Below are 26,623 nucleotides of genomic sequence, written 5' to 3' on the forward strand. Positions count from 1 at the left end.
ATATTTTTATTTTTATAATTAATTATCGGTAACACATCCTGTTGATGCACTTGAAACCGATCTAGCGTATTTAAGCAAAACACCTCTGTCAACTTTTAATGGCGGCTTAACCCAAGCTGCTTTTCTGGCTGCAAATTCTTCGTCGGATATCTTCAGGTCGATTGTATTTTTCACAGCATCGATAGCGATTAAATCTCCATCTTTTACCAGTGCAATACCACCACCGTCATATGCTTCTGGTGTAACGTGACCTACCACGAAACCGTGCGAACCGCCCGAGAATCTGCCGTCTGTAATTAGTGCACAGCTGCTTCCCAGTCCTGCACCAATAATGGCAGATGTAGGCTTCAGCATTTCAGGCATTCCCGGACCACCTTTTGGCCCGCAACCTCTAATGACGACTACATTACCTGGTTTAATTTTTCCGGCCTGAAGACCTGGAATTACCTCGAATTCACCTTCAAATACTACAGCCGGTCCTTCGAAATACTCACCTTCTTTTCCGCTGATTTTTGCTACAGCACCTTCAGAAGCAAGATTTCCGTATAAAACCTGAATATTTCCTGTTGGTTTTAATGCTTTTTGAATTTCATGAATTACTTCTTGTCCGTCTTGTAAATCCGGAGTTGAAGCTAAATTTTCGGCTACTGTTTTTCCTGTTACAGTTAAACAATCTCCATGAATAAGTCCAACTTTTAATAAATACTTCATTACTCCCGGAATACCTCCCACTTCATGAATATCTTCCATCATGTATTTACCACTTGGCTTCATGTCTGCCAGTACAGGTGTTCTGTCGTTAATAGCCTGAAAATCATCAAGAGTAATAGTTATACCAACAGAATGTGCCATTGCTATTAAGTGCATAACCGCATTTGTAGAACCTCCTAAAACTGCTACAATTGTAATAGCATTTTCGAAAGCTTTGCGAGTCATGATATCTCTTGGTTTAATATCTTTTTCTAATAAAACTTTGATGGCAGCTCCGGCAGCAAGACATTCGTCTCTTTTTTCCTGACTTAAAGCAGGATTTGAAGAACTGTAAGGCATACTCATACCTAATGCTTCGATAGCAGAAGACATAGTGTTTGCAGTATACATACCGCCGCAGGCACCAGCTCCGGGACAGGCATTTTGAATAACACCTTTAAAATCTTCCGGGGTAATTTCGCCTTTTACTTTTTTACCTAATGCCTCAAAAGCAGAAACAATATTTAGAGATTCACCTTTCCATTTTCCTGAGTGAATAGACCCCCCGTAAACCATCATCGACGGACGGTTTAATCTTCCCATAGCGATTAATGCTCCGGGCATATTTTTATCGCAGCCAGGAATGGCAATAATACTGTCGTACCACTGTGCTCCCGCAACTGTTTCTATAGAATCTGCAATTACATCACGGGATACTAAAGAATAACGCATTCCTTCGGTACCGTTTGAAATACCGTCACTTACTCCAATGGTATTAAAAATAAGTCCGACCAGATCTGCGTCCCACACACCTTTTTTAACATCTTTTGCTAAATCATTTAAATGCATATTGCAGGTGTTACCATCGTAACCCATACTCACAATACCCACTTGTGCTTTTTTCAAATCTTCTTCAGTTAAACCAATTCCGTACAACATCGCTTGAGCCGCTGGCTGTGTTTGATCTTGCGTGATGGTTTTGCTGTACTTATTTAATTCCATTATTTGTATTATTTTTTCGTTTTAATTTTATTCAAAAAAAAACCTTCCAGTATTTGGAAGGTTTCAAATATAGTTTTTCAATTATATTTATACCATTCCCGATGCAGATGTGCTAAACACATTGACAACAACGACAGAAGTAATAATAATTGAGATTCGCATCATTTATTTTTTAGTGTTACAAAAGTATAAAAAACTTAAGAACTAAAAAAATAAAATCTCAACATTTTCAATACTTCTTGTTATTTAATTCATTATTTTAATAAAAATTTTAAACAATTGTCGATTGTCCAATATGAACATTGTCATTATTAAAATAAAGCAGGTCATCTTTGCTGAAAATGAAATTGGAAACAAACTCCCCTACTTCATTTGTACCAAATTTTGAATCCGGTTTTAAATCAACAGTAACCACTTGGTATTCAATTGCTTTTTTAACTGCCTGAAATACCATATTCGCCTCTTTAGTTAATCCAAAATGTTCTAACAAAAGTCCTGCTGCTAAAATCGACGCAATTGGATTGGCAATATTTTTTCCTTTTGCCTGTGGATAGGATCCATGAATTGGCTCAAACAAAGCATTTTTTTCTCCTAAAGATATGGATGGAAGTAAACCAATCGATCCTGTAATTACGCTGGCTTCATCAGACAAAATATCTCCAAATAAATTCTCTGTTAAAATCACATCAAATTGTTTCGGATTCAAAATCAGCTGCATTGCCGCATTATCTACAAACAGAAAGTCTAAAATTACATCCGGATAGCTTTCACCCACTTTCTGAACTACTTTTCTCCACAATCTTGAAGTTTCCAAAACATTTGCTTTATCTACCATAGTAAGCTTTTTGCGTCGGTTTTGTGCCGATTTAAAAGCTAAATGCGCGATTCTGGTAATTTCTTCTTCTGAATACTCACATAAATCAGAAGCGTGTGTACCTTCTTCATTTAAGGTTTTAGTTCCAAAATATGCACCGCCTGTTAACTCTCTGAAAATCGTAAAATCTGCTCCTTCTATAATTTCTCTTTTTAAAGGAGAAGCATCAATTAAGGCCTTAAATGGTTTAATAGGACGAATATTGGCAAACAATCCCAATTCTTTTCGAAGTTTTAACAATCCCTGCTCCGGACGAACTTTTGCATTTGGATTGTTATCATATTTTGGATCTCCAATAGCACCAAGCAAAACAGCATCAGTATTCAAACAAAGATTTAAAGTCTGCTCCGGGAGCGGGTTTCCGGTTTTGTCTATGGCAACGGCACCCATGAGTGCTTCTTCAAAAACAAATTCGTGATTGTACACTTCGCCAATCGCATATAATGCTTTTTTAGCTTGTGCAATAACTTCTGGTCCAATTCCGTCTCCTGGTAAAACTGCTATTTTCAAATTCATAATGCCTCGTTCTTTATGTATTTAAATCCTTGTTTTTTCTCTGATTATTAACTTCTTATTAATTCGCCTTCAATTTTAGAGGCTTCGATAATTTGATGAATATCTGCGTCTACTACTTCTTTTTTAATATCAGCAAACTTTAAAAATTCAATATATACGATGTCTAATTGCGTTTTAGTTAACTCGTAACCCACTTTTTTAGCACGGTAAGCCAATGCAGCTCTTCCGCTTCTGGCAGTCAAAATGATAGACGATTCGTTTACACCTACATCAAGCGGATCCATAATTTCGTAAGTCGCTCTGTTTTTAATCACACCATCCTGATGAATTCCGGAACTGTGTGCAAAAGCATTAGCTCCTACAATCGCTTTATTTGGCTGTACGATCATTCCCATACTTTCAGAAACTAAACGGCTCATTTCGTTTAATTCTCTGGTATTGATATTGGTATCTAAATTTAAATAAGGATGTTGTTTGAAAATCATAACCACTTCTTCAAGTGCTGTATTTCCGGCTCTTTCACCAATACCATTAATAGTACACTCAATTTGTCTTGCTCCATTAATTGCACCTGCGATTGAGTTTGCAGTTGCCATTCCTAAATCGTTATGACAGTGGCAGGAAAGAATTACGTTTTCGATTCCTTTTACGTTTTCTTTTAAATATTTAATTTTTGCGCCATATTCTTCCGGAAGACAATATCCTGTTGTGTCAGGAATATTTAATACGGTAGCCCCGGATTTAATCACTTCTTCGCAAACTTTTGCAAGGAAAGCATTATCAGTTCTACCAGCATCTTCTGCATAGAATTCAACATCTTCTACATACGTTTTTGCATGAGCTACTGCATATTTTGCTCTTGCAATAATGTCTTCAGGCGTAGTTTGTAATTTGTGGAGTATGTGAGATTCTGAAGTTCCGATTCCGGTATGGATTCTAGGTTTCTTCGCATGCTTTAAAGCAGCTGCAGCAACATCAATGTCATTTTTTACGGCTCTCGTTAGTCCGCAGACAGTTGCATTTTCTACAATTTTACAAATCTCAGAGACCGATAAAAAATCGCCCGGACTTGACACAGGAAAACCAGCTTCGATAATATCAACTCCCATTTTGTCAAGTCGTTCTGCGATAACTAATTTCTGTTTAGTATCTAACTTACAACCTGGAACTTGTTCACCGTCGCGTAAAGTGGTGTCAAAAATTTGAACTTTCTCTCTATTCATATTCATTTATTTAATGTAATTTCACATCTTGATAACAAATATATGTTGTACTTCTTCAGTACGAAATTCATTTTAATGAAATTATACTGTTCATAACACAATTTATAACGAGTTAAAGACCTAACAACCAATAAGTTATATTATTATTTTTTACAATGGCTAACCATCAAAAAGATTTCTTATTTGTTTTAATAAAATCACTTTCCAAATCTGAAAAAAGACAGTTTAAAATTTTTGCAAGCCGATTAGAGACAAGTTCGAACACTAAATTCATTGAGTTATTTAATATTTTAGATAAATCTGAAACTTACGATGAAAAGCTGATCCTAAAAAGCGGAAGCATCAAAAAAGTACAGCTATCTAACTTAAAATCATACTTATACAAACAAATTTTAGTAAGTATTCGCTTGAATATCCCAAGCCAGAATATTCGTTATCAGTTACGTGAACAAATTGATTTTGCCGTTATCTTATATAATAAAGGTCTTTACAAACAAAGTTTAAAGATTCTGGATAAGACTAAACAGCAGGCTTTGGAAAATGATGAAAAATACATGGCTTATGAAATCGTTGAGTTTGAAAAACTGATAGAATCACAGTACATCACCCGGAGTATTCAGGGACGTGCTGATGAACTGGTGGTTCAGGCCAAAGAATTAAACTACCGAAATACGATTTCAAGTAAATTATCAAACCTTTCGCTTCAGTTATACGGAATCATGCTGAAAACGGGTTATGTAAAAAGTGACGAAGAATATAAATATATCGACGATTATTTCAATAAACATATCGCCAAACTGGATGAAAGCAAATTTGGTTTCCGCGAAAAATACTGGTTTTACAATGCCAATTTATGGCGAAGTTTCCTGGTTCAGGACTTTTTAGCCAGTTATAAATTTGCCTACAAATGGGTAAAACTTTTTTATGACAATCCAAATATGATTTACCTGAATCCGGTATTTTTCTTAAAAGGAAATCATTATTTTCTGGAATCACTGTATATGCTCAAATATACATCAAACTTTAAAAAATACCTTTCGCTTTTAGAAGAGACAATTCAGGATCCGAGATTTCCGGCAAATGATAATCTGGCTTCGCTGGCCTTCTTGTATATTTATAACAACAAACTGAATCTGCATATTCTGGAAGGTACTTTTGCCGAGAGCGAATACCTGATTCCGGAGATCTTAGAAAAACTGAAATTACACAACGAACACCTTGATGAGCATCACGAGATGGTCTTTTTCTATAAAATCGCTTCTATCTATTTTGGAAACGAAAAGTACAATGAATGTATCAATTATCTCGACAAAATCATCAATAATAAAAACTTGTCTATGCGTGAGGATTTAATGTGTTTTGCAAGGCTTTTGTCTTTGATTGCGCATTATGAACTTGGAAAAGATTATTACTTAGAAAACCACCTTAAAAACACCTATAAGTTCTTATTGAAAATGAATGATTTACATGAAGTTCAAAAAGAAATTATCAAATTCTTAAGAAACTTAAACAATTTTTATCCTGCCGATATCAAAAAGGAATTCAAAAAAATGCATGCCCGTTTTGTTGAACTAGAAAAGAGTACGTATGAGAAAAGGGCTTTTCTGTATCTGGATATTATTTCGTGGCTGGAAAGTAAAATTGAAAACCGAAAAATTGCGGATATCATTAAGGAAAAAGCGAAGCTTAGTAACAGGTAGTTTTAAATTCCAAATATGTGAAATTCCAAATTCCAAATTCCAATACAATGGCCGGAAAAATTTTATTTTTCCGGCCATTGTATTTATTCTTACGGATGAAATAATATGCTTTATCTCTAATGCAACAAACCTGACAGGTTCGCTGTAAACATAAAAAATCCCAAACTCCTCACGATGTGTATCGTGTTGGAGTTTGGGATTTCAAATATTTGGAATTTATAACTTTTACTCTACAATATTAGAAGTCGTTACATAAAAGTCCTTATCTACTTCTATTGTTCTGTTTTCGTTAGTTGTTTTTTCTGACTGCCATTCCGTTGTTGGTTTCAGCCACATTTCAACACCATTAAGTTTCACTCTTACCGGCATGTCAAATTTGGCCACACAGTTTGTCCAGTGGTATCCGAAAGTTCCGTTTTTAAACATGTATTCAAAAACCGGAATCTGAGTTGTGGTCAGATATTGCGTATATACTCTGTTGAAATTAATTCCCGATTGTTCATTAATATAATCCTGAATTTGTTTTCCGGTAACTGTTTGGTGATAAAACGTTTTGTTCATCCCTCTTAAAATCGATTTCCATTTAGCGTCATCATTGATAACCTGACGAATCATATGAAGCATTGAAGCACCTTTTGGATACATATCTCCTGAACCTTCATTATTCACATCATAATGTCCGATAATGGGAGTGTCATTCTGAATGTTTTTTCTACAGCCGATAATATATTCGGCAGCAGCATCTTTTCCATAGTAATACTCTAAAAATAAACTTTCAGAATAATTGGTAAAACTTTCGTGAACCCACATATCCGCTATATCCTTATAGGTAATATTGTTTGCATACCATTCGTGGCCTGATTCGTGGATAATGATAAAATCAAACTTTAATCCCCAGCCGGTACCGCTTAAATCACGTCCTAAATAACCATTTTTATACTGATTACCGTAAGTTACAGAACTTTGGTGCTCCATTCCCAAATACGGAACTTCAACCAGCTTGTAGCTGTCTTCATAAAATGGATATGGTCCAAACCAGTTTTCAAAAGCTTTCAGCATTTTTGGCGCATCTTTAAACTGTTCTTTTGCTACTGCCAGATTATCTCTTAACACATAGTAATTACAATCTAAATTGCCTTTTTCACCTTTAAATACTTCCGAGAAATTAACATAATCCCCAATATTGATGTTTACGCCATAATTGTTAATTGGATTTGCAACGTACCAGTTAAAAGTTTTGGTTCCGTCTTTTTCTTTTTTAACGCTTTTTAATCTCCCATTTGAAACTTCAGTTAAATCTCCCGGAACGTTTACACTGATCAGCATGTTTTCAACTTCATCGTACATATGATCTTTGCACGGCCACCATACACTCGCGCCTAAACCCTGACAGGAGGTAGCAATAAAATCTTTGCCGTTTTTGTCTTTTTTCCATGAAAAACCTCCATCCCACGGAGCTCTTACTGCTTCTTTCGGGTTTCCTTCAAAATATACAATGATTTCTTTTGTATCACCAATTTTCTGTTTTTCATTTAAAGTAATGAAAAAAGCATTTCCGTCTCTTTCAAATTTTAACTCTTTCCCATTCTGTGTCACCTTAGTAATTTTCATAGGTTCCTGAAGATCAATCTGCATTTTGTTGTTTTCTGTTAAAACAGTATAACGCACCGTATTTGATCCGGAAATCGCTTTTTCTTTTGGATTCACTTTTACATCAAGATGATAATATTTTAAATCCCACCAGGCTCTTTCCTTGGTAATACTTCCGCGTAAAGTATCCTGATGTGTAAAAACGGTTTCTGACTTATTCAAAAGTCCCTGGGCATTGGCAGTAAAACCAATTAAAAAAGCAGTTAAAATGCTTCCAAAATAATTTTTCATTGGTTAGAATTATAAAATAAATAAAGTATTTGAACTAAATCTGTAACAAATGTAAACATTCGGATTAAACTTTTTAAAATTTTATGATTTCTATACAAAAGAAACACAATCAATATTCAATATTCTTCTCTATTTTAGCTTTTTAATTATACTCCCTTATTTATGAAACAGCTTTCTTTATTTATCTTTTCTTTTTTAATGTACCAGTTATCAATTCATTCACAAACATTTCCTGTATATAAAACAAAAGACAAAATAAAGATTGACGGTGATTTAACAGAATGGCACGTACCTTTTTCAGGTCCGTTTGTTATTCATGATTCCGGTGAAAAAGCGGCACAAAATACCATGGTTTCATTTTCGTGGGATGATGATAATCTGTATATCGCCTATCGCTCGGCAGATTCTCAAATAATTGGAAAACCGCGGAAAAAAGATGCTAAAATTTACGAAACGGATGATCTGGTTGAATTTTTTATTGATCCTGACGGGGATGGAAAAAATTATCTGGAAATTGGCGTAAATGCTTTTTCAGCAAATTATGACATCCTTGTAAAATGTATTTCAGCTGACTGCGGCGGCTGGAAAACGGATATGGATTTTAATATCACAGGATTAGAAGCTGTAAGTAAGATAACTGCTAAAGGCTATTGTACCGAAATAAAAATACCGTTTATTAGTTTAGAGAAGATACAAAATGCTCATTTTCTGAAGCCCAAAGCCGGTACAAAATGGAAAGCCAATGCTTTTAGAATTGATTATGGTGATACCACTGAATATCTTGCTTTACAGCCTTATAAAACTCAACAATACGGATTTCATCAGCCGGAGGAGTTTGCCGTATTTGAGTTTGCAGAGTAAATTATTTAACCATTTATGTGTTTAATAGTTTAATCGAAAATTTACTGATACTTCATTTGTTGCGTACGCTCCGACTTCATGATCAATTAAAAACCTAAAAAACGGATTATTTTCTGTCATTCTGTATACCTCAAAAATAGATTTATTAGAAACAAAATAAATATTTTGTAAAAACCTGTCATTTAAATCACCATAAACATTAAAAGTTTCAATAAACATTGTTATTCCTTTCTTAAGAATTGCAGGATTAGAAAATTGTTTGGGAAGAAATATATTTATAAATGAATCATTATCGATGTAAATTTCTCCTGTACTTTCATTAATTGGATAAAAATTACCATTTGGCAGTTTTTCCAGGAACAAAATTAGTCTCTGACCTGCTTTTAATTCTTTAATTCTTGGATCACACAGCCACTCTTTCCAGATCTCAACTTTAATTTTTAAACCTGTTTTACCTTTTACAAACTGGCTTATTGTAAATTCATATTCATTTTTAGAAACTTTTGAAACAGTTCCGTCAACAATTAAATCTGCTTTTGCAATAACTATTGAATAGGGTAATTCACGTTTCTTGAATCCGTAGTTTAAAATTGGGATTAAAAATAAAAACAGACAAGTGACAAATTTCATAATATCATTATTTTATCACTAAAATAAGATTTTTCGGTTAGACTGAGCGAAGTTAAAGTTCTTATTTTTTTTTACAAAGCAGACTTCAACTTCACTCATTCTTAAAAGATTACATAAAAATAATCCTTACCATTATTTCTGACGCTTCTTCAAAACTTCAACAACATCATTTAACTGATATCCTTTTGCCTGTAATAAAATTAAATAATGAAAAAGTAAGTCTGCGCTTTCGCTAAGGAACAGATCATCATTATCGTCTTTTGCTTCAATTACTACTTCAACCGCTTCTTCACCTACTTTCTGTGCAATTTTATTGATTCCTTTTTCGAATAAAGAAGCCACATAACTTTTCTCTGAATCAGCATTTTCTCTGCGGGTTCTGATGGTATTTTCTAATTGAGAAATAAAACCGTAGTTTGCTTCATTTGGTTCCTGCCAGCAAGTATAGGCACCAGTATGACAAGTTGGGCCTACAGGTTTTGCCTGAATCAAAAGAGTATCACCATCGCAGTCATTTTTGATGCTTACTAAATTCAAAAAATTACCACTCTCCTCACCTTTTGTCCAAAGTCTTTGTTTAGAACGGCTGAAAAAAGTTACTTTTTGTGTTTCTATTGTTTTTTGAAGTGATTCTTCGTTCATATATCCCAGCATCAGTACATTTTTTGTTTCTGAATCCTGGATTATGGCCGGAATTAATCCGTGTGCACTTTTGATGTCGATTTCCATAATTTTAGTCTAAAGTTGTAAAGTCCAAAGTCTTAAAGTCAAAACTATAATCGAACTTCTATATTATTATTTCTTAATTCTTGTTTTAGTGCTTTAATCTCAATTTCTTTAAAGTGAAAAACACTTGCCGCTAATGCCGCATCTGCTTTTCCTTCCTGAAACGAATCTACAAAATGTTGAATATTTCCGGCACCACCTGAAGCAATAATTGGAATATTTATTAATTGGGAAAGTTTTGCCAGAGCTTCGTTAGCAAATCCATTTTTTGTTCCGTCATTATCCATTGAAGTGAATAAAATTTCACCGGCGCCACGTTCAGCAACTTCAACTGCCCAATCGAATAAACTTAGTTCCGTTGGTACTTTTCCACCCACTAAATGGACAATCCATTGTCCGTCAATTTGTTTGGCATCTATAGCCACAACAACACACTGACTTCCAAATTTCTGCGCCAAATCGTTAATCAATTGTGGATTTTTCACTGCTGATGAATTAACAGAAACTTTATCAGCTCCATTATTCAACAGAATTTCAACATCTTCTACAGATGAAATTCCACCGCCAACTGTAAACGGAATATTAATTTTTTCCGCCACACTGCGCACCATATTCACCAATGTTTTACGACGTTCTTCTGTAGCCGAAATGTCCAGAAAAACCAGCTCATCAGCACCTTCAGCTGAGTAAATTGCTGCCAGTTCTACCGGATCTCCGGCATCACGCAGGTCAACGAAATTAACTCCTTTTACTGTTCTTCCATTTTTTATATCTAAACAGGGTATGATTCTTTTTGCTAACATTTATCTAATGTGTTAATTAGAAAATTAGTCAATTAGATAATTAATTTACATTCCGCAGAATAATTATCTAATTATCAAATTTTCTCATTTTCTAATTATAAAATCCTCTAGTTGTTTTAATGTAATTCGCCCTTCGTAAATTGCTTTTCCTATGATTGTTCCTTCACAGCCTAATTCAGCCAGTTTTGGTAATTCGTCAAAAGTTGAGATTCCCCCTGAAGCGATTAATTTTACGCCTTTAGCTTCAGCCAAAATTTTACTGTATAAATCAAAACTAGGACCCTGAAGCATTCCGTCTTTGGCGATATCCGTACAAATAACATAATCAATTCCTTTTGACTGATAGTCCTGAATAAACGGAATCAAATCTTCATTTGACTCTTCCAGCCAGCCTGAAACCGCAATTTTTTCGTCTTTTGCATCAGCTCCTAAAATAATTTTATCAGAACCGTATTCCGAAATCCATTTTTCGAAAATTGCTCTGTTTTTTACGGCAATACTTCCGCCGGTAATTTGATTTGCCCCGCTTTCAAAAGCAATTCTCAAATCATCATCTGATTTTAATCCGCCGCCAAAATCAATTTTCAAACTGGTTTGCGCTGCAATTTGTTCTAAGATCTTGTAATTGACAATTCTGCTTGATTTTGCACCGTCCAGATCTACTAAATGCAGACACTCAATTCCATGCGCTTCAAATGATTTCGCCACTTCAAGCGGGTTTTCATTGTAAATTATTTTGGTATCATAATCACCTTTGGACAAACGAACACATTTTCCTTCAATGATATCTATGGCTGGTATTATTCTCATTTATTTTTTATTTAAAGATTTAAAAATTAAATAATTTAAAAATTTATTGGACTGAATATTCAATCTTTAAATTTTTTAATCATTTAATTTTAAAAAGTTTCCAAGTATTTTCTCTCCAACATCACCACTTTTTTCCGGGTGAAATTGCGTTCCGTAAAAATTATCTTTTTGCAGAGCCGATGCGTATTCCACATCATAATTGGTTGTGGCAGCAGCTTCTTTACAATTTGGAGCGTAAAAACTATGAACCAGATACATGAATTCATTTTCTGAAACTCCTTTAAACAAATCCGATTTCAAATCATAAATCTGATTCCAGCCCATTTGCGGCACTTTTACGTTGTTTGAGAATTTCAAAACATCAACATCAAAGATTCCTAAACCTTCTGTATTTCCTTCTTCTGTCCTGTTGCACATCAACTGCATGCCCAGACAGATTCCTAAAACGGGTTGTTTCAATTCCGGAATCAAACTATCTAAACCGCTTTCGCGAAGTTTACCCATAGCCGAACTTGCTTCGCCTACTCCCGGAAAAATAACTTTATCAGCTGATTTTATTTCTTCACGGTCATTACTCAAAACGGCTTTAAAACCTAATCTTTCAATAGCAAACATAATGCTTTGAATATTTCCCGCCCCGTAATTTATAATTACTATTTTCATTAGTTTTTTGTTTCAGGTTTCAAGTCCCAAGTTTCAAGTTACTCTACGGAACCTGAAACTTGAAACTTGAAACATTTTTTAACCTTTTTTAAAGCATTCCCTTCGTTGAAGGAAGAATCATTTTTTCAGTATCTCTTTTTACGGCTACTTTTATGGCTTTCGCGAAAGCTTTAAAAATGGCTTCGATTTTATGATGTTCGTTTATTCCTTCTGCTTTGATATTTAAATTCGCTTTTGCGCCGTCTGTAAATGATTTAAAGAAATGATAGAACATTTCTGTTGGCATTTTACCTACCATTTCACGTTTGAATTCTGTTTCCCAGATCAGCCAGTTTCTTCCTCCGAAGTCAATCGCTGCCTGCGCCAAACAATCGTCCATTGGAAGACAGAATCCGTAGCGCTCGATTCCTAATTTGTTTCCTAACGCCTTCGCAAAAACTTCTCCTAATGCAATTGCTGTATCTTCGATGGTGTGGTGTTCATCGACTTCTAAATCGCCTTTTACAAGGATTTCTAGGTCCATTTGTCCGTGACGTGAGATTTGATCCAACATATGGTCGAAAAAGGCAATTCCGGTATCGATTTTGCTTTTTCCTGTTCCGTCAAGGTTTAGATTGATGTAAATATCTGTTTCATTAGTTTTACGTGTAATGGAAGCTGAACGTGCTTCTAATTTTAAAAACTCATAGATTTTCTTCCAATCCATTGTCTGCAAAACGATTGTTTCGTTCAGTTCTTCACGCTTTGCTGAAATTTCATTGCTTCCTGCTCCATCTGTATCGTTCATGAAAATAGCTTTAGCACCAAGGTTTTTAGCTAATTCAACATCTGTTAAACGATCTCCTAAAACAAAAGAATTTTGTAAATCATAGTCCGGATTATTCAGATATTTTGTCAGCATTCCGGTTCTTGGCTTGCGTGTTGGCGCATTTTCTTCCGGGAAAGTTCGGTCCACAAAAATTTCATCAAACAAAACACCTTCATTTTCAAAAGCTCTTAGAATAAAATTCTGTGTTGGCCAAAAGGTATCTTCCGGGAAACTGTCTGTTCCTAATCCGTCCTGATTGGTTACCATTGCTAATTCGTAATCTAATTCATTAGCAATTTTAGCCAGATATTGAAAAGCTTTTGGATAAAACTCCAGCTTATCTAAACTGTCTAACTGATAATTTTCAGGTTCTAAAACAATCGTTCCGTCACGATCGATAAAAAGTACTTTTTTCATAGTTTAATAATATTTTGGGCGTGTCCCGCCGAAAAAGGCGGGTCGGGCTTTCGGCTATATCTTTTGTTCCGTTTCTCTTCACAAAAGGATACCGCCTCTATCCCTCACGCAAAACGTTTTTTCGAGAGCTTTTTAGTTTAACAACTTCAATTCTTTAATTAAAACAGCATTTTCTTCTTCTGTTCCAATTGTGAAACGAAGACAATTTTCGCATAAAGGCTGTGTGGTTCTGTTACGAATTACAATTCCTTTTTCGATTAACTGATCGTATCTTTTGTTCGCATCATCCACTTTTACCAAAACAAAATTGGCTTCTGTTGGGTAGATATTTTCAACAAAACCAACTTCAAGTAAAACTTTAATTAGATCTTCTCTTTGTTTTATTATAGAAGCTATTTCCTGTCTTATTTTATCCGAATCTTTTAAACGTTCTTTAGCTCTTTGTTGCGTTAATTCGTTTACATTATACGGCGGTTTGATTTTATTTAAAACTGAAATTACAGCTTCAGAAGCATAACAAATTCCTAAACGAATTCCAGCCAGACCATACGCTTTTGAAAGTGTCTGGGTAATGACCAGATTCGGATATTCATCAATTTCTGTCAGCCAGCTTTCTTTTTCAGAAAAATCAATATAAGCTTCATCGATAACCACTAAACCTTTAAAGTTTTGAAGCAGTTTCACTACACTTTCGTCTGAAAATGAATTCCCGGTTGGGTTGTTTGGAGAACACAAAAAGATAATTTTTGTATTTTCATCTACCGCTTCCAGAATCTTTTCAACCTGCGGCTGAAAATCTGTTGTCAATAAAATTTCTCTGTTTTCTACTGCGTTAATATTCGCCAATACTCCATACATTCCATATGTAGGCGGTAAAGAAATAATATTATCTTTTTTAGGTTCACAGAACGCTCTGAAAAGTAAATCCAGAACTTCATCGCTTCCGTTTCCTAACAAAATCTGACTTTGTTTGGTGTTATTATTTTTAGCTAAAATCGCTTTAACCGAATTCTGCTGTGGATCCGGATAGCGGTTTACCCCATTTTGATACGGATTTTCATTGGCATCCAGAAAAATCATATCGGCTGTATCAAAATCCTCAAACTCATCTCTCGCAGAAGAATATGGTTTTAACGATTTTACGTTTTCACGTGTAATTGTATTTATATCGAACGTACTCATTTTATTTTCTTTATTCCTGCAAGGTTTTCAAAACCTTATAGGTATTATTTATTAAGCTTCTAAATCGGAAATCTACTTAGACCTACGAGGTTTTAGAAACCTCGCAGGACTGCAGACGTAAGGTAACAGCATTTTTATGCGCTTGCAATCCCTCGGCTTCCGCCATTAATTCTATTGCTTTTCCAATATTTTGGATTCCTTTCTCTGATATTTTCTGAAAAGTCATTGATTTCATAAAACTATCCAGATTAACGCCGCTGTAATTTTTAGCATAACCATTTGTTGGAAGTGTATGATTGGTTCCTGACGCATAATCCCCAGCACTTTCAGGTGTGTAATTACCAATAAAAACGGAACCTGCATTTACGATTCCGTTACAGTAGAAATCATCGAATTCTGAGCAGATAATAAAGTGTTCCGGTCCGTATTCATTAATTAAATCCAAAGCGATTTGATCGTTTTCAACGTAAATTAATTTTGAATTTTCGATCGCTTTTTCAGCAATTGCTTTTCTAGGCAACACTTCTAACTGTGACTGAACTTCTTTTTCTACTTCAGCAATCAGTTTTTTTGAAGTCGAAACCAAAATTACCTGACTATCTGTTCCGTGTTCTGCCTGAGATAATAAATCAGAAGCTACAAAAGCCGGAACGGCAGTGTCATCTGCCACAATTAATAATTCTGATGGTCCGGCCGGCATATCGATTGCTACGCCAAACTGAGTCGCTAATTGCTTAGCCACCGTCACAAACTGATTACCTGGCCCGAAAATTTTATATACTTTAGGAATGGATTGCGTCCCAAATGTCATTCCAGCAATCGCTTGAATTCCACCTACTTTTAGAATTTTGGTTACACCGCATAAATTCGCTGCGTATAGAATAGCCGGATTTATTTTTCCTTTTTTATCAGGAGGGGAACATAATACGATTTCTTTGCAGCCTGCAATTTCAGCAGGAACTGTCAGCATTAAAACCGTTGAAAATAAAGGAGCTGTTCCGCCAGGAATGTATAAACCGATTTTTTGAATTGGTCTTTTTTCCTGCCAGCAGTTTACGCCTTCAATCGTTTCAACTTCAACTCTATTCGTTTTCTGCGCTTTATGAAATTTATAAATATTGTTTTTTGCTAACTCTATCGCTTCTTTTAATTCACTTGGAATTAAATTAATTGCTTCTGTAATTTCCTCCGGAGTTACTTCGTAATTCTCCAATGAAATTCCGTCAAAAATTGAAGTGTATTTTGCTACAGCTTCATCTCCTTTTTTCTGAACTTCTTTGAAGATTTCTTTTACTGTAACCTCAATATCATCAATAGTCTGAGTTGGTCTTTTTAATATATCTGACCAGCTTTCTGGTTTTGGATTGTTGATTTTATTCATAATATTTTATATTAAATTCCAATCTTTTAAATTACAAATTCCAATTCTTTGTCTAAAATCTATACCGCAAAGCGCGCAAGTTTTTTTTTATTTGCTTTGTCAAAAAGTTCGCAAAGCTGTTGTCTAAAATTTGATTTTGGAATTTGGATTTTTAAAATTGGGATTTTTTTATTTATAGTACCATTTTCTCAATCGGACAAACTAAAATTCCTTCTGCGCCGGCTTCTTTAAGCTTATCGATTACATCCCAGAAAGTATCTTTGTCTATTACAGAGTGAACACTGCTCCATCCTTCCTGCGCCAATGGCAGAACGGTTAAACTTCTTAAAACAGGAAGAATTTTTCCTATTTCGTCAATTTTATCATTTGGTACGTTCATCAAAATATATTTTGAATTTCTTGCTCTTAAAACCGACTGGATTCTGAATTTTAAAGTATCGATGTGTTTTTGTATTTCCGGGGAAACTTTTGGGGAAACAGCCAGAACGGCTTCACTTTTCAGAATAACTTCAACTTCTTTCAGGTTGTTTTTAAATAAAGTGCTTCCGCTTGAAACAATATCGACAATAGCATCAGCAAGACCAATATTAGGGGCAATTTCCACAGAACCTGAAATCTGGTGAATATCTACCGTCAATCCAAAAGAACTGAAATATTCAGTAACCGTATTAGGATAAGAAGTCGCAATTCGAAGCCCTGCTAAATCCTGTATTGATTTGTATTCAAATGTTTTAGGAACGGCTACCGAAACTTTACATTTAGAAAAACCTAATCGCTGTACAACTTCGATATTTTTTCCTTTTTCTACCAAAAGGTTATCACCTACGATTGCTAAATCTACAACACCGTCAATTAGATACTGCGGAATATCTGAATTTCTAAGATATAGAACTTCAAGAGGGAAATTAGAAGCTTCAGCTTTTAACTGGTCGATTCCGTTGTTGATTGAGATTCCGCAGTCTTTCAGGATCTGAATACTGTCTTCGTTTAAACGACCGGATTTTTGAATTGCAATTTTTAAAGTACTCATTTTTTTTTTAGTTGTTTTGTTTGTTAGTAGTTTGAGTACAAAGAATTGGAATTAAAAAACCCGCTTGATGTACTCAAACGGGTTTTAAAATATGATGATTTACACGCATATCATTAACACATCGCCTGAGAGCAATAATGTAAATGATGATGATGTAATTGATTTGAAATCATTGTTGGGTTTGTTTTATAATTCTTTGATTCGGATGCAAATATAATAGTTAATTTCATAAAAAAGCAATTTTTAATATAACTTAACGATAGTTTATTGTTACAAAAAATCTCTGATGCTTTTTCTGTTGAAAATTTTTAATCTGCGATAACGTTTTCTGTATTTTCATCAAAAGACAAAATCACTGTTGTACCGGCTCCTATTTCACTTTCAATTTTAAACATAATATTTAGTTGTTCCGTTATTCTTTTAACAATAGACAAGCCTAAACCAACTCCTTTAATTTCAGGATGATCGGTATAATTAGATCTGAAAAACGGATTAAATACGGCTTCCAGATCTGCTTTGACAATCCCGATTCCGTTATCTGAAATTTGACAGATTATACGACTGCTTTCCTTAAATAACAAAACCGAAATTTCTCCTCCTGCATTTGTATACTTAACAGCATTGGAAATAATATTTCTGAGAATCGTAATAATTAAAAAGTTATCTGACTGAATATAAAAATCAGTTCCGGCATCAAATTTCACCTTCAGACTCTTGTTTTTTATTTTCTCTGAATTAAGTGTTAAAACGTCCAGAATAACTGAATTTAAGTAAACTGTTTCTGTCGCAACCTGCTGCTTTTGATTCTCAGAACGAGCCATTGTTAAAAGCTGATCAACGAGCATATTTAAATGATCAACTTCATTAATACAATAGTTTATCTTTTCTTCGTACTCTTTACTATCTCTGGGCTTACGAATCAATACTTCAAGTGTTCCTTTAATAACGGTCAAAGGTGTCCTTAACTCATGTGAAGCATCCGATGTAAATTGTTTTTCACGTTCAACTGCCTCTTCAATGCGGTCTAACAAATTGTTTATGGTTTTAGAAAGCGTGTATAATTCGTCACGGGTTTTAGGCAGCGAAATCCTCGTTTTCAGATTGTCTTTAGTAATAATTTCTGAAGTATTAATTATGGTATTTATAGGTTTTATACTGCGTCCTGCAAAAAAACGAGCAATAAAAAACAACAGGATCAGGATCCCTAAAAATGAGAGACTCATGATATCGAACAGGTTATTTAACACCATTTTTGAGTCCGAAAGTGACATGGCAATGATCAGATAACCAAACTTTTTATTCTGTACCTGCAGTTCCACCTGAATCTGTCGGATGGCATGATCCCCCATTCTGGTATCAAAAAGTTCATTATCGGCTGCTGAATCATGAAACACCAGGTTCTGTGTTTTTAAATTGGGGGCTTTTTCAATAATATTTTTATTCAGATCCAGAAACTCAACAAACACAGGGTTTACATCAATTGTATTATGCTCCCGTTCATCCCATTCTTCTTCATCTATAAGAATAACTTTTCCATTTTCAACTTTAATTTCGTCTAAATGATTCTGCACTTCTACTTTGATATTTTCATCTATATGACTGTAAACGGTATGTTTTACAATAGAATAAATAACCGAAAAGACAGCTAAAATCAACAGTCCGGTTGTTACAATATAGTTTAAGGCAATTCTGTTTTTAAAGGAAAGCGGACTCATTTACAATTCATTAGCGATATACCCTACGCTTCGGATAGTTTTTATATAATCTTCTTCTATTTTTAGTTTGAGTTTTTTACGAATGGCATTCATAAAAACATCAATAACTCCGGTATCGTATTCGAAATTAATCTCCCAGACGTCTTTTAAGATCTGGTTTCGGGTACATACTTTTCCCTTATTTCTTATAAGATAAGTCAAAAGCTCGAATTCTCTTTGTGTCAAACCGATTTCTTCATCATCTTTTAAAACAATATGTTTAGAAAGATCAACAGTAATCGCACCTAAAGTGAGTATTTCATTTCCGCCGCGATGACGAAAATGCACTTTAATTCTTTCTACCAGTTCTTCAAAACTAAAAGGTTTTTTGATATAGTCATTGGCTCCGGCTTTGAGACCTTCTATAGTTTCCTGCACGGTATCTTTAGCGGTCAAAAAAATAATTGGTGTTTTTTGATCTTTGATCCGAATGGCTTTACACAAATCCAAGCCATTGATTTTAGGCAGCATCCAGTCCAGTAATATCAGATCAAATTTATGATTCTGAATGAATTCAAAACCCTTTGAACCATCATTCGCGGTAGTTACTAAATATCCTTCTTCACGAAGTCCCTGTTCCAAAAACTGAACAATCCCCAATTCATCTTCTACAATTAAAATATGCATACTGAATTATTTTGATCCAAGATTAATTTGTCTCTTTTTATTTTTCAAAGATATATATTTTAAAGCTCAGAAATTACTTAAAATCATTACAATAGAACAAATCAAAGGATCTTAAGCAAACTTTAAGTTTTAGTTAAGAAAGGTAAAAGCATAACTTCATCTGTCGTTAATCAATCGGATTTAATTTTGCAAAAAATAAGAACATTATGACTTTTCGCAAAAAACTTTCGCCCTTTTATAATCTTGCCATTTTCTATTTCTCAGTAAGTTTTCTCCTTCGTATGGTATTACTTTTTCATCCTATAACACAGAGTTCTTTTACTATTCTGGAAAATTTGAAAATTTTTATTCTGGGACTTATTTCCGATTTTTTTGTTTTTGTGATTGCCGGAATTTTTTTGTGGCTTTACCTTATATTCCTTTCAGAATCCAAATACAGTAAGCCATCCGGTTATATTATACTTGGGCTGCTTACCACACTGGTTCTTTATATTGCTTCGGGGAAAAGTATTTTTGATGAATATGGAGGCGCACTGCCAAAAATTGTTCTGATCTTTGCAGGTTTAAAAACGGTTCTTTTTGCTATTTGTCTTTTCTTTCCAAAATGGAGAATCCAGTTTCGGTTCTGGCTATTTTCTTTTGTTATCTTTCTTTATGTTTTATTAATTCTTCAAAAACGGATTGAGTGAATATTTCTTCTGGAATGAGTTTGGTGTTAAATACAACTTTATCGCTGTAAATTATCTGATTTATACCAATGAAGTAATAGGAAACATTATGCAGTCCTATCCTGTAATCCCTATATTTTCTGTTTTATTTCTGGCGAGTGCCGGAGTTACCTACTTCATTGTAAAACGATCTCAGGATTATATAAACAACATTCCTTCTTTTACTGAAAAGATCAAAATTTCAGGCGTTTATATTACTTTATTTATAGTTTCACTTTTTGCAATTCCGGCTTTATCCGTAACCGAAAACTCTAAAAATGTATTTGTGAATGAACTGCAGTCAAATGGTTTGTACAAATTTTATCTGGCATTCCAAAACAGTAAATTAGATTACTTTAAGTTTTACAAAACACTGCCTAATCAGGAAGCATTTACTATCCTAAAAAAACAGTTTCCGGCTATTTCCGGAGAAAATACCATTCAGAAAATAACAAATGATTCCATAGAAAGTCACAAAAATGTGGTTCTCATTACTATTGAAAGCTTAAGCGCCGATTTCATGAAAACATACGGCAATACAGAAAACATAACTCCTTTTCTAGACAGTCTTTCACAGAAAAGCCTTCAGTTTACGAACTTGTATGCTGCCGGAAACCGAACGGTACGCGGACTCGAAGCTGTCACCCTGTGTCTTCCGCCGACTGCCGGGGAAAGTGTGGTAAAAAGAGAAGACAACAAGAACAAATTTTCAACCGGTGCTTTGTTTAAACAAAAAGGTTATACCGTAAAATTCATGTATGGCGGAGATGCTTTTTTTGATAATATGCAGGATTTCTATTCAGGAAACGGGTATGAAATTGTAGATAAATCCAAATTTTCACCGGAAGAAATAACTTTTTCAAATGTCTGGGGTGTCTGCGACGAAGACATGTATCATAAAGCGATTACAATAATGAATCGTGAAGCAAGACAAAACAAACCTTTCTTTAACCATATCATGACCGTGAGCAACCACAGACCGTTTACTTATCCGGACAATAAAATTGATATTCCCGGCAACATTAAGTCCCGTAACGGCGGAGTAAAATATACGGATTATGCGTTGAGAAAATTCTTTGATATGGCCCGTAAACAGCCTTGGTTTAACAATACTGTTTTTGTAATAGCAGCAGATCATTGTGCTTCAAGTGCCGGAAAAACAGAGCTTCCTCTTGACAAATACAGAATTCCGGCTTTTATATATATTCCCAATGAAAAACCTGAAAAATGCAGCAAACTCATGTCTCAGATTGATTTAATGCCCACTCTGTTCGGATTACTGCATTTTGATTATGACAGTAAGTTTTTTGGACAGGATGTTTTAAAAGCTTCCTATCAGCCAAGAGCTTTTATTGCTACTTATCAGGATCTGGGCCTTATAAAGGATAATATACTGACCATCTTATCTCCTAAAAAGCAGATAAAACAGTTTCAGCTGAAACTAAATCCGAAACCAAATGTTTCGACTGATTATCAAATATATTATGACCAGATTCCTTTACAATCTGAAAACAAACAATTAGCCGACGAAACCGTTTCTTATTATCAGTCAGCTTCGTATATATTAAAGAAAAAGGAATATCAGTTTCAGGATCCGGGAGTAATTGCCAAACACGATAAACTATACGCAAAAGTTCGTTAAGAGCTGTAAAAAAAGCCTTAAATTCAAATGAATTTAAGGCTTTTATGTTTAAAAGTTCCGTTTCAAACGAGGGGATTAATCGTTCTGATTTTTCATTCCGAATAAATCACCACTTTGAAACATTTTCAGGTCGTCTTTTAATGCCTGATTATTTCTTTGTGTAACTGCCGGTGCATCTAAATCACTTAAATCCGGTTTTCCTGCATTTACCCAGGCCGTATACCAGAAACTGGCTGTTGCCGAAATGGCTTTTTTCATCTGGCTTTCTACCATTCCGTTTAATTGTTCATGCAGTTTTTTAGCATATTCATCAGAGAAAACGGCTGTATTGTATTTACTTTTCAGCACTTTACCGTCAGCATCCATTTTAAAAACCTGATTTTCAGGAGTGGCAGTTCTTAATTTTTTATCTACTTCCAATAATGGTTTCACTAAACTGTGTGTATCATGTATCATATTCCAGACTGCTTTATGAACATCGTCATAATACTGTGCTTCCGGAACGTTAAGTTTGTAATTTTTCGCAAATAACTCCGGCAATCTGCTTTCCCAAAGCGAATGAATTCCTTTTTGTCCGCTTAACTGCCCGTCGTGATTAGCAGAAGTATGCAACGGCATATGCGCATCTCCTATATAATGCCCCAGATCAGCGGCCAAAAATAAGATTTCAGCCCTGTTTTTGTCCTTGAAAGCTTTAGTTAATTTAGCCATCATATCTTCAATATACCAGGGCAAAATTCCGTTATTATTCAGAAATTTAGCGTCGTACTTTTTCTTTGCTTCTTCCATAGTCTGCGGCAGACTGTCGAGAGAACCAAAGTTTTCCATATCAAAATAATGTCTTGGATTTTCGTCTTTATAATTTAAAGCGTATTTACGGATATCCGGTACCGAAGCTTCCTGAGTAATAAAATCAATGTGATTGTAAAAGAAAATCTGAATTGGTCTTGGTAAAGCCATCACAGCTGCCTTGTTGATTCTTTCATGGCCTACAATTCCCCATGATAAAGTAAAAAAACCAATGATTAATGCGAAGAGTGCTATTAATTTTGGTCTCATTCTGAAGTTTTTCATTTTGTTTTTGTATTTGGAAGACAAAGTTACCGTATTTAAAGATAATTTAAAACATAGGGACTTAAGTTTATCTCAATTTAACTTTTTAAAGTTTTTAAAGCTTATAACTGATATAAGTTCAACTAAATAATTTTCTTTGTATGTTTGTTAAAGTAATTAAATCTTACAAATATGCGCCTTAGATTACTTTTTCTAACTCTTTTTTTCGGTTTTGTCTGTTTGGCACAGGAAACAGATATAAAACTTAAAAACATTAGTGATACTATATTAAATCCGAAAAAAACATTAAAAATAAACGGAGCTTTTGACGCTGTAAAAACAATGCAGAAATTGTTTCCGGGAAAACTTTATAACCTTCCTGACCACAACACTTTTATAAGCTGGAAATGCAATACCTGTAAACCAGCTCCTTTTATTGACGTAAATGGTGTTGAAGGCGATCAGCTGTTTCCTTATACAGCTGGTGTCGCCACAAGGCTTCTGGCAAATATTGATTATTCTGATTCTAAAGGTAATCAGTTTAAAATTTTAGCTTTTAATCATTCTGTTCATGATGAAGACGGTTTGCAGACAGGGCGTTTTTCAGGAGGTCTTCTTGGCCTGGCTAAATTTGCAAAAAACGGAAGCCTCTGGGAAATGCGGTCGTTTCAGCCTGCTGTAGAGGCTTTTGGCGCATTTGCACAATGTCCAACCCCTAAACTGACTGAAATTGGAGAGGATCAATTTGCTTTTACATTAATCCACGCTAACGGCGGAGCTGGTGGTGCGTATGAAGGTTATCTTTACCTTGTTGCCGGTTTTGACGGAAAATACCAGCCTGTTATGGAAGTTAATAAATACCAGCTGACCAACTCTTCCTTCATCTCATGGACCGGATCTTATACGGTTGCAAATGACAATACCAAAAAACATTTTAGAGATATCATCATTAAAACAAAAGGTTCTTACAACATAACCGCCAGAGCTGAAGACGAATTTGATGTTGAATTTCCTGAAGAAATAATACAAATGACAAAAACTAAAAAATCATTTGATTTCGAAATCGAAAGACGTTTTTCTTTTAAGGGGAAATTTTATAAAATGATTGACAAACCTGTTGTTAAGTTTTCTAATGTTAAATGATCCGGCTTAAGTACATAATAGATAAAAGACTTAAGCCTGCAATAAATACCCATAGAAAAATGCCCTGAAGCAAAGGCTTTACTCCTACTGTTTTTAAGGTATTTACATTTAAAGTTGCACCAATTAAAAACAAGGTTATGGTTAAACCAATTTTAGCCAGGCTGACGATATGCGGTGAAAAAGAAGAAATTTGCGGAACATAAGAATTAAGAAGCATTGCCAGAATAAACAAACCTATAAAATAAGGGATTTTTATTCTGGAATTTTTATTTCTGAAAATCACTGCTGTTAGCAATGAAACAGGAATAATCCATAAGGCTCTGGCTAATTTTACGGTTGCAGCTACCTGTAAAGCTTCTGCACCATATTTATTGGCAGCACCTACTACCGAACTGGTATCGTGAATTGCAATAGCACACCATAAACCAAAATCTTTCTGAGACAAATCAAGCTGATGTCCGATATAAGGAAAAGCAAACAATGCCGCCGAATTTAGTATAAAAATAACTCCTAATGCAACCGAAGTCTGATTTTCGTTTGATTGTATTACCGGAGAAATAGCCGCAACAGCACTTCCGCCGCAGATTGCAGTTCCGCATGAGATTAAATGCGATGTTTTCTTTTCGGTTTTCAGCCATTTTCCAAGCAATAAGCCAAAAATAATTGTAGTAAAAATTGAAAATACAGTTAATACAAAACCTTCTTTTCCTGCTGAAAAAGCACTTGAAGCATTCATCCCGAAACCTAAACCAACTACGGAGAACTGTAATAAAAAAGTGATCGCTTTATGATTGAATCCAACAAAAGGGTTACCAAAAATATTCACCAGCATAACACCAAGTAATAATGCAAACGGAGGCGAAACAACCGAAAAAAGACATAAAAGAATTATACCAGCAAAAAGAGCCTGATGTACATAATGATTAATTTCAAATAGTTGTACTGTGGTATGTTGTTTTGTTTTCAAAATAGGATAATTGATAATTACCCTGCAAATTTCCGTTGTTTAAATGAGAAACACCAATCGTAAAATACAATTGACTATAACTTCAGGTTATAATGATTTGCTAAATTCCGGATAAATAACTCTGATAAAGGATCCGTTTTCCCTAACAATGTTATAATATAAAAATATCTTTCAATCGCTAAATTCTCAACATCTAAAACAATTAATTCTTTATTTTTCAACTCTTTACTAACAGCATGAACAGACATAAATGCATAGCAGTCTGAATTCAGTAAATACGATTTTATGCTTTCGGTACTTCCCAGCTGCATTTCAATCTGCAGGTCGATTAGTTTTAAACCGATATTCTTCAGGGCAAATTCTATAACTTCAAGTGTTCCCGAACCGCGTTCCCTGGTAATGAATTTCATTGATTTCAAATCTGTCACCGAAATCTCATTTTCTTTTATAAAGGCATTATGACTGCTGCAGACCAGTACCAGCTCATCTTTTAAAAACGGGATGTATTTTATGGATTGATTTTTTGACTGTCCTTCAACAATACCAATTTCAATTTCTTTATTGATTAAGGCATTTTCAATATGTTCGGTATTTCCGTTTAACAGATTTACTTTAATATCTTTTTGCTTTTGATGAAATCTCGCCAAAACGGGAGAAATGATATATTGCGAAATCGTGGTGCTTGCCCCTAATCGTAACGATCCTTGTCGTTCGCTGATAAATGAGCTCATTTCAAAATCAATTTCCCTGTAAATTTCAAAGATTTCTTTAGTATGTTTTAAAAGAATTTCACCCGCCGGAGTCAGTGCAATTTTTGAACCGTTTCGTTCAAAAAGCTTGGTTTTATAAGTTTCTTCAAGCTCTTGAATGTGTTTGGAAACAGCTGGCTGCGTAATATACAATTCACTAGCGGCCTTAGTAAAATTAAGACGGAGCGCAACGGTATAAAATACTTTTAGCCTGAAATCCATTTATTTAATTAATTCAATGTTTTCGAATTTTCTATTTAAAGGAACCAAAATACTATCTGACATTAGTACGTATTTATTAGTAAAACTCCCTCCTGTTTTTATATCTATCGTATCATCCTCAAGAATTAAAGTTTTCTTTTCAAAATGATACTTTCCTTTAAATGTACAACGATTTTCAATATAAAAGTTTGTTATTTCAAATGAATTGTCGTCAAATAAAATCATAGAAATCTGACTTGTATCTTCAGTTGTTCCTTTATATCTAATACTTTTCCAAAAATGATTCTCATTTGCCGTTATTGCCCCATAATTTAAAAAAAAGAAAGCAACAACTAATAGCAAAGGAACAAAATCAAATTTTTCCGTTTTCCTATACATTCTATAAAAATTCAGAATCAGAATAATTACGAGAGTGATTAAAATAAGTGCAAGTAAAAATAAAAATAACAAACCTTTGGCCATTCCTTCACAATAATCACCAAAATGTAAATTAACTTTTAAACTCAATAAAAGCAGAACTAATAAGAATATATATTTCGCTTTTATATAATTCTTCACAGAT

The 26,623-nt window shown here is 34.4% G+C and carries 22 protein-coding genes and 1 pseudogene; 4 read left to right on the forward strand and 19 right to left on the reverse strand.

The window, feature by feature from the left end; all coding sequences use genetic code 11:
• Positions 1-18: 18 nt before the first annotated feature.
• From ilvD to ACODST_RS02240, 3 genes are all read right to left on the reverse strand, one after another.
• On the reverse strand, positions 19-1,692 hold the full coding sequence (ilvD, locus tag ACODST_RS02230; RefSeq protein ID WP_488930489.1) for a dihydroxy-acid dehydratase: 1,674 nt from the start codon (positions 1,690-1,692) through the stop codon (positions 19-21).
• Between the two features lie 271 nt (positions 1,693-1,963).
• Positions 1,964-3,082 (reverse strand): 3-isopropylmalate dehydrogenase, encoded by a 1,119-nt coding sequence (gene leuB / locus ACODST_RS02235; protein ID WP_488930490.1) that lies wholly within the window; start codon positions 3,080-3,082, stop codon positions 1,964-1,966.
• 47 nt (positions 3,083-3,129) lie between these two features.
• The gene (locus ACODST_RS02240) at positions 3,130-4,305 is read right to left on the reverse strand and encodes a 2-isopropylmalate synthase (protein WP_488930491.1); all 1,176 of its coding nucleotides are present in this window, start codon (positions 4,303-4,305) and stop codon (positions 3,130-3,132) included.
• A 155-nt stretch (positions 4,306-4,460) separates the two neighbouring features.
• Between ACODST_RS02240 and ACODST_RS02245 the strand changes: the two genes are divergently transcribed.
• On the forward strand, positions 4,461-6,005 hold the full coding sequence (locus ACODST_RS02245) for a hypothetical protein (protein ID WP_488930492.1): 1,545 nt from the start codon (positions 4,461-4,463) through the stop codon (positions 6,003-6,005).
• A 225-nt stretch (positions 6,006-6,230) separates the two neighbouring features.
• Here ACODST_RS02245 and ACODST_RS02250 read toward each other — a convergent pair whose 3' ends face one another.
• Entirely contained in the window at positions 6,231-7,886 is a 1,656-nt protein-coding gene (locus ACODST_RS02250; protein ID WP_488930493.1) for a M1 family metallopeptidase, read from the reverse strand.
• Between the two features lie 162 nt (positions 7,887-8,048).
• Here ACODST_RS02250 and ACODST_RS02255 point away from each other — a divergent pair, with 162 nt between their 5' ends.
• Entirely contained in the window at positions 8,049-8,747 is a 699-nt protein-coding gene (locus ACODST_RS02255; RefSeq protein ID WP_488930494.1) for a carbohydrate-binding family 9-like protein, read from the forward strand.
• 21 nt (positions 8,748-8,768) lie between these two features.
• On the opposite strand, the gene ACODST_RS02260 is transcribed toward ACODST_RS02255, so the two are convergent.
• The 11 genes from ACODST_RS02260 to ACODST_RS02310 form a co-directional block, all read right to left on the reverse strand.
• Entirely contained in the window at positions 8,769-9,377 is a 609-nt protein-coding gene (locus ACODST_RS02260; protein WP_488930495.1) for a hypothetical protein, read from the reverse strand.
• Positions 9,378-9,509: 132 nt separating this feature from the next.
• Entirely contained in the window at positions 9,510-10,106 is a 597-nt protein-coding gene (gene hisIE / locus ACODST_RS02265; protein ID WP_488930496.1) for a bifunctional phosphoribosyl-AMP cyclohydrolase/phosphoribosyl-ATP diphosphatase HisIE, read from the reverse strand.
• A 44-nt stretch (positions 10,107-10,150) separates the two neighbouring features.
• Positions 10,151-10,906 (reverse strand): imidazole glycerol phosphate synthase subunit HisF, encoded by a 756-nt coding sequence (hisF, locus tag ACODST_RS02270; RefSeq protein ID WP_488930497.1) that lies wholly within the window; start codon positions 10,904-10,906, stop codon positions 10,151-10,153.
• 84 nt (positions 10,907-10,990) lie between these two features.
• Complete coding sequence (gene hisA / locus ACODST_RS02275; protein ID WP_488930498.1) at positions 10,991-11,716, reverse strand: 1-(5-phosphoribosyl)-5-[(5-phosphoribosylamino)methylideneamino]imidazole-4-carboxamide isomerase; 726 nt, start codon at positions 11,714-11,716, stop codon at positions 10,991-10,993.
• 75 nt (positions 11,717-11,791) lie between these two features.
• Entirely contained in the window at positions 11,792-12,379 is a 588-nt protein-coding gene (hisH, locus tag ACODST_RS02280) for an imidazole glycerol phosphate synthase subunit HisH (RefSeq protein ID WP_488930499.1), read from the reverse strand.
• Positions 12,380-12,467: 88 nt separating this feature from the next.
• Positions 12,468-13,604 carry a bifunctional histidinol-phosphatase/imidazoleglycerol-phosphate dehydratase HisB gene (hisB, locus tag ACODST_RS02285; protein ID WP_488930500.1) on the reverse strand — a complete coding sequence of 379 codons (1,137 nt, stop codon included), beginning with the start codon at positions 13,602-13,604 and terminating at the stop codon, positions 12,468-12,470.
• Between the two features lie 132 nt (positions 13,605-13,736).
• Entirely contained in the window at positions 13,737-14,786 is a 1,050-nt protein-coding gene (hisC, locus tag ACODST_RS02290) for a histidinol-phosphate transaminase (protein WP_488930501.1), read from the reverse strand.
• 82 nt (positions 14,787-14,868) lie between these two features.
• On the reverse strand, positions 14,869-16,167 hold the full coding sequence (gene hisD, locus ACODST_RS02295) for a histidinol dehydrogenase (protein WP_488930502.1): 1,299 nt from the start codon (positions 16,165-16,167) through the stop codon (positions 14,869-14,871).
• Positions 16,168-16,339: 172 nt separating this feature from the next.
• Positions 16,340-17,197 (reverse strand): ATP phosphoribosyltransferase, encoded by an 858-nt coding sequence (hisG, locus tag ACODST_RS02300; protein ID WP_488930503.1) that lies wholly within the window; start codon positions 17,195-17,197, stop codon positions 16,340-16,342.
• A 308-nt stretch (positions 17,198-17,505) separates the two neighbouring features.
• A complete protein-coding gene (locus ACODST_RS02305) occupies positions 17,506-18,912 on the reverse strand; it encodes a sensor histidine kinase (protein WP_488930504.1) in 1,407 nt (468 codons plus the stop codon).
• Positions 18,913-19,578, reverse strand: a complete 666-nt coding sequence (locus ACODST_RS02310; protein WP_488930505.1) for a response regulator transcription factor — start codon at positions 19,576-19,578, stop codon at positions 18,913-18,915.
• Positions 19,579-19,784: 206 nt separating this feature from the next.
• On the opposite strand from ACODST_RS02310, the pseudogene ACODST_RS02315 reads away from it, so the two are divergent.
• Positions 19,785-21,927: pseudogene (locus ACODST_RS02315) on the forward strand (LTA synthase family protein).
• 75 nt (positions 21,928-22,002) lie between these two features.
• Here the strand turns inward: ACODST_RS02315 and ACODST_RS02320 are convergent.
• Positions 22,003-23,001, reverse strand: a complete 999-nt coding sequence (locus ACODST_RS02320; RefSeq protein ID WP_488930506.1) for a zinc dependent phospholipase C family protein — start codon at positions 22,999-23,001, stop codon at positions 22,003-22,005.
• Positions 23,002-23,172: 171 nt separating this feature from the next.
• On the opposite strand from ACODST_RS02320, the gene ACODST_RS02325 reads away from it, so the two are divergent.
• Positions 23,173-24,123 carry a hypothetical protein gene (locus tag ACODST_RS02325; protein ID WP_488930507.1) on the forward strand — a complete coding sequence of 317 codons (951 nt, stop codon included), beginning with the start codon at positions 23,173-23,175 and terminating at the stop codon, positions 24,121-24,123.
• Here ACODST_RS02325 and ACODST_RS02330 read toward each other — a convergent pair.
• The 3 genes from ACODST_RS02330 to ACODST_RS02340 all read right to left on the reverse strand — a co-directional run bounded on the left by ACODST_RS02330 (position 24,116) and on the right by ACODST_RS02340 (position 26,619).
• Positions 24,116-25,090 carry a YeiH family protein gene (locus ACODST_RS02330; RefSeq protein ID WP_488930508.1) on the reverse strand — a complete coding sequence of 325 codons (975 nt, stop codon included), beginning with the start codon at positions 25,088-25,090 and terminating at the stop codon, positions 24,116-24,118. The two genes, ACODST_RS02325 and ACODST_RS02330, sit on opposite strands and share 8 nt — an antisense overlap.
• A 74-nt stretch (positions 25,091-25,164) precedes the next feature.
• A complete protein-coding gene (locus ACODST_RS02335) occupies positions 25,165-26,061 on the reverse strand; it encodes a LysR family transcriptional regulator (protein ID WP_488930509.1) in 897 nt (298 codons plus the stop codon).
• Entirely contained in the window at positions 26,062-26,619 is a 558-nt protein-coding gene (locus ACODST_RS02340; RefSeq protein ID WP_488930510.1) for a hypothetical protein, read from the reverse strand.
• Between the last annotated feature and the right edge of the window lie 4 nt (positions 26,620-26,623).

The sequence above is a fragment of the Flavobacterium sp. FG19 genome (assembly GCF_057809475.1).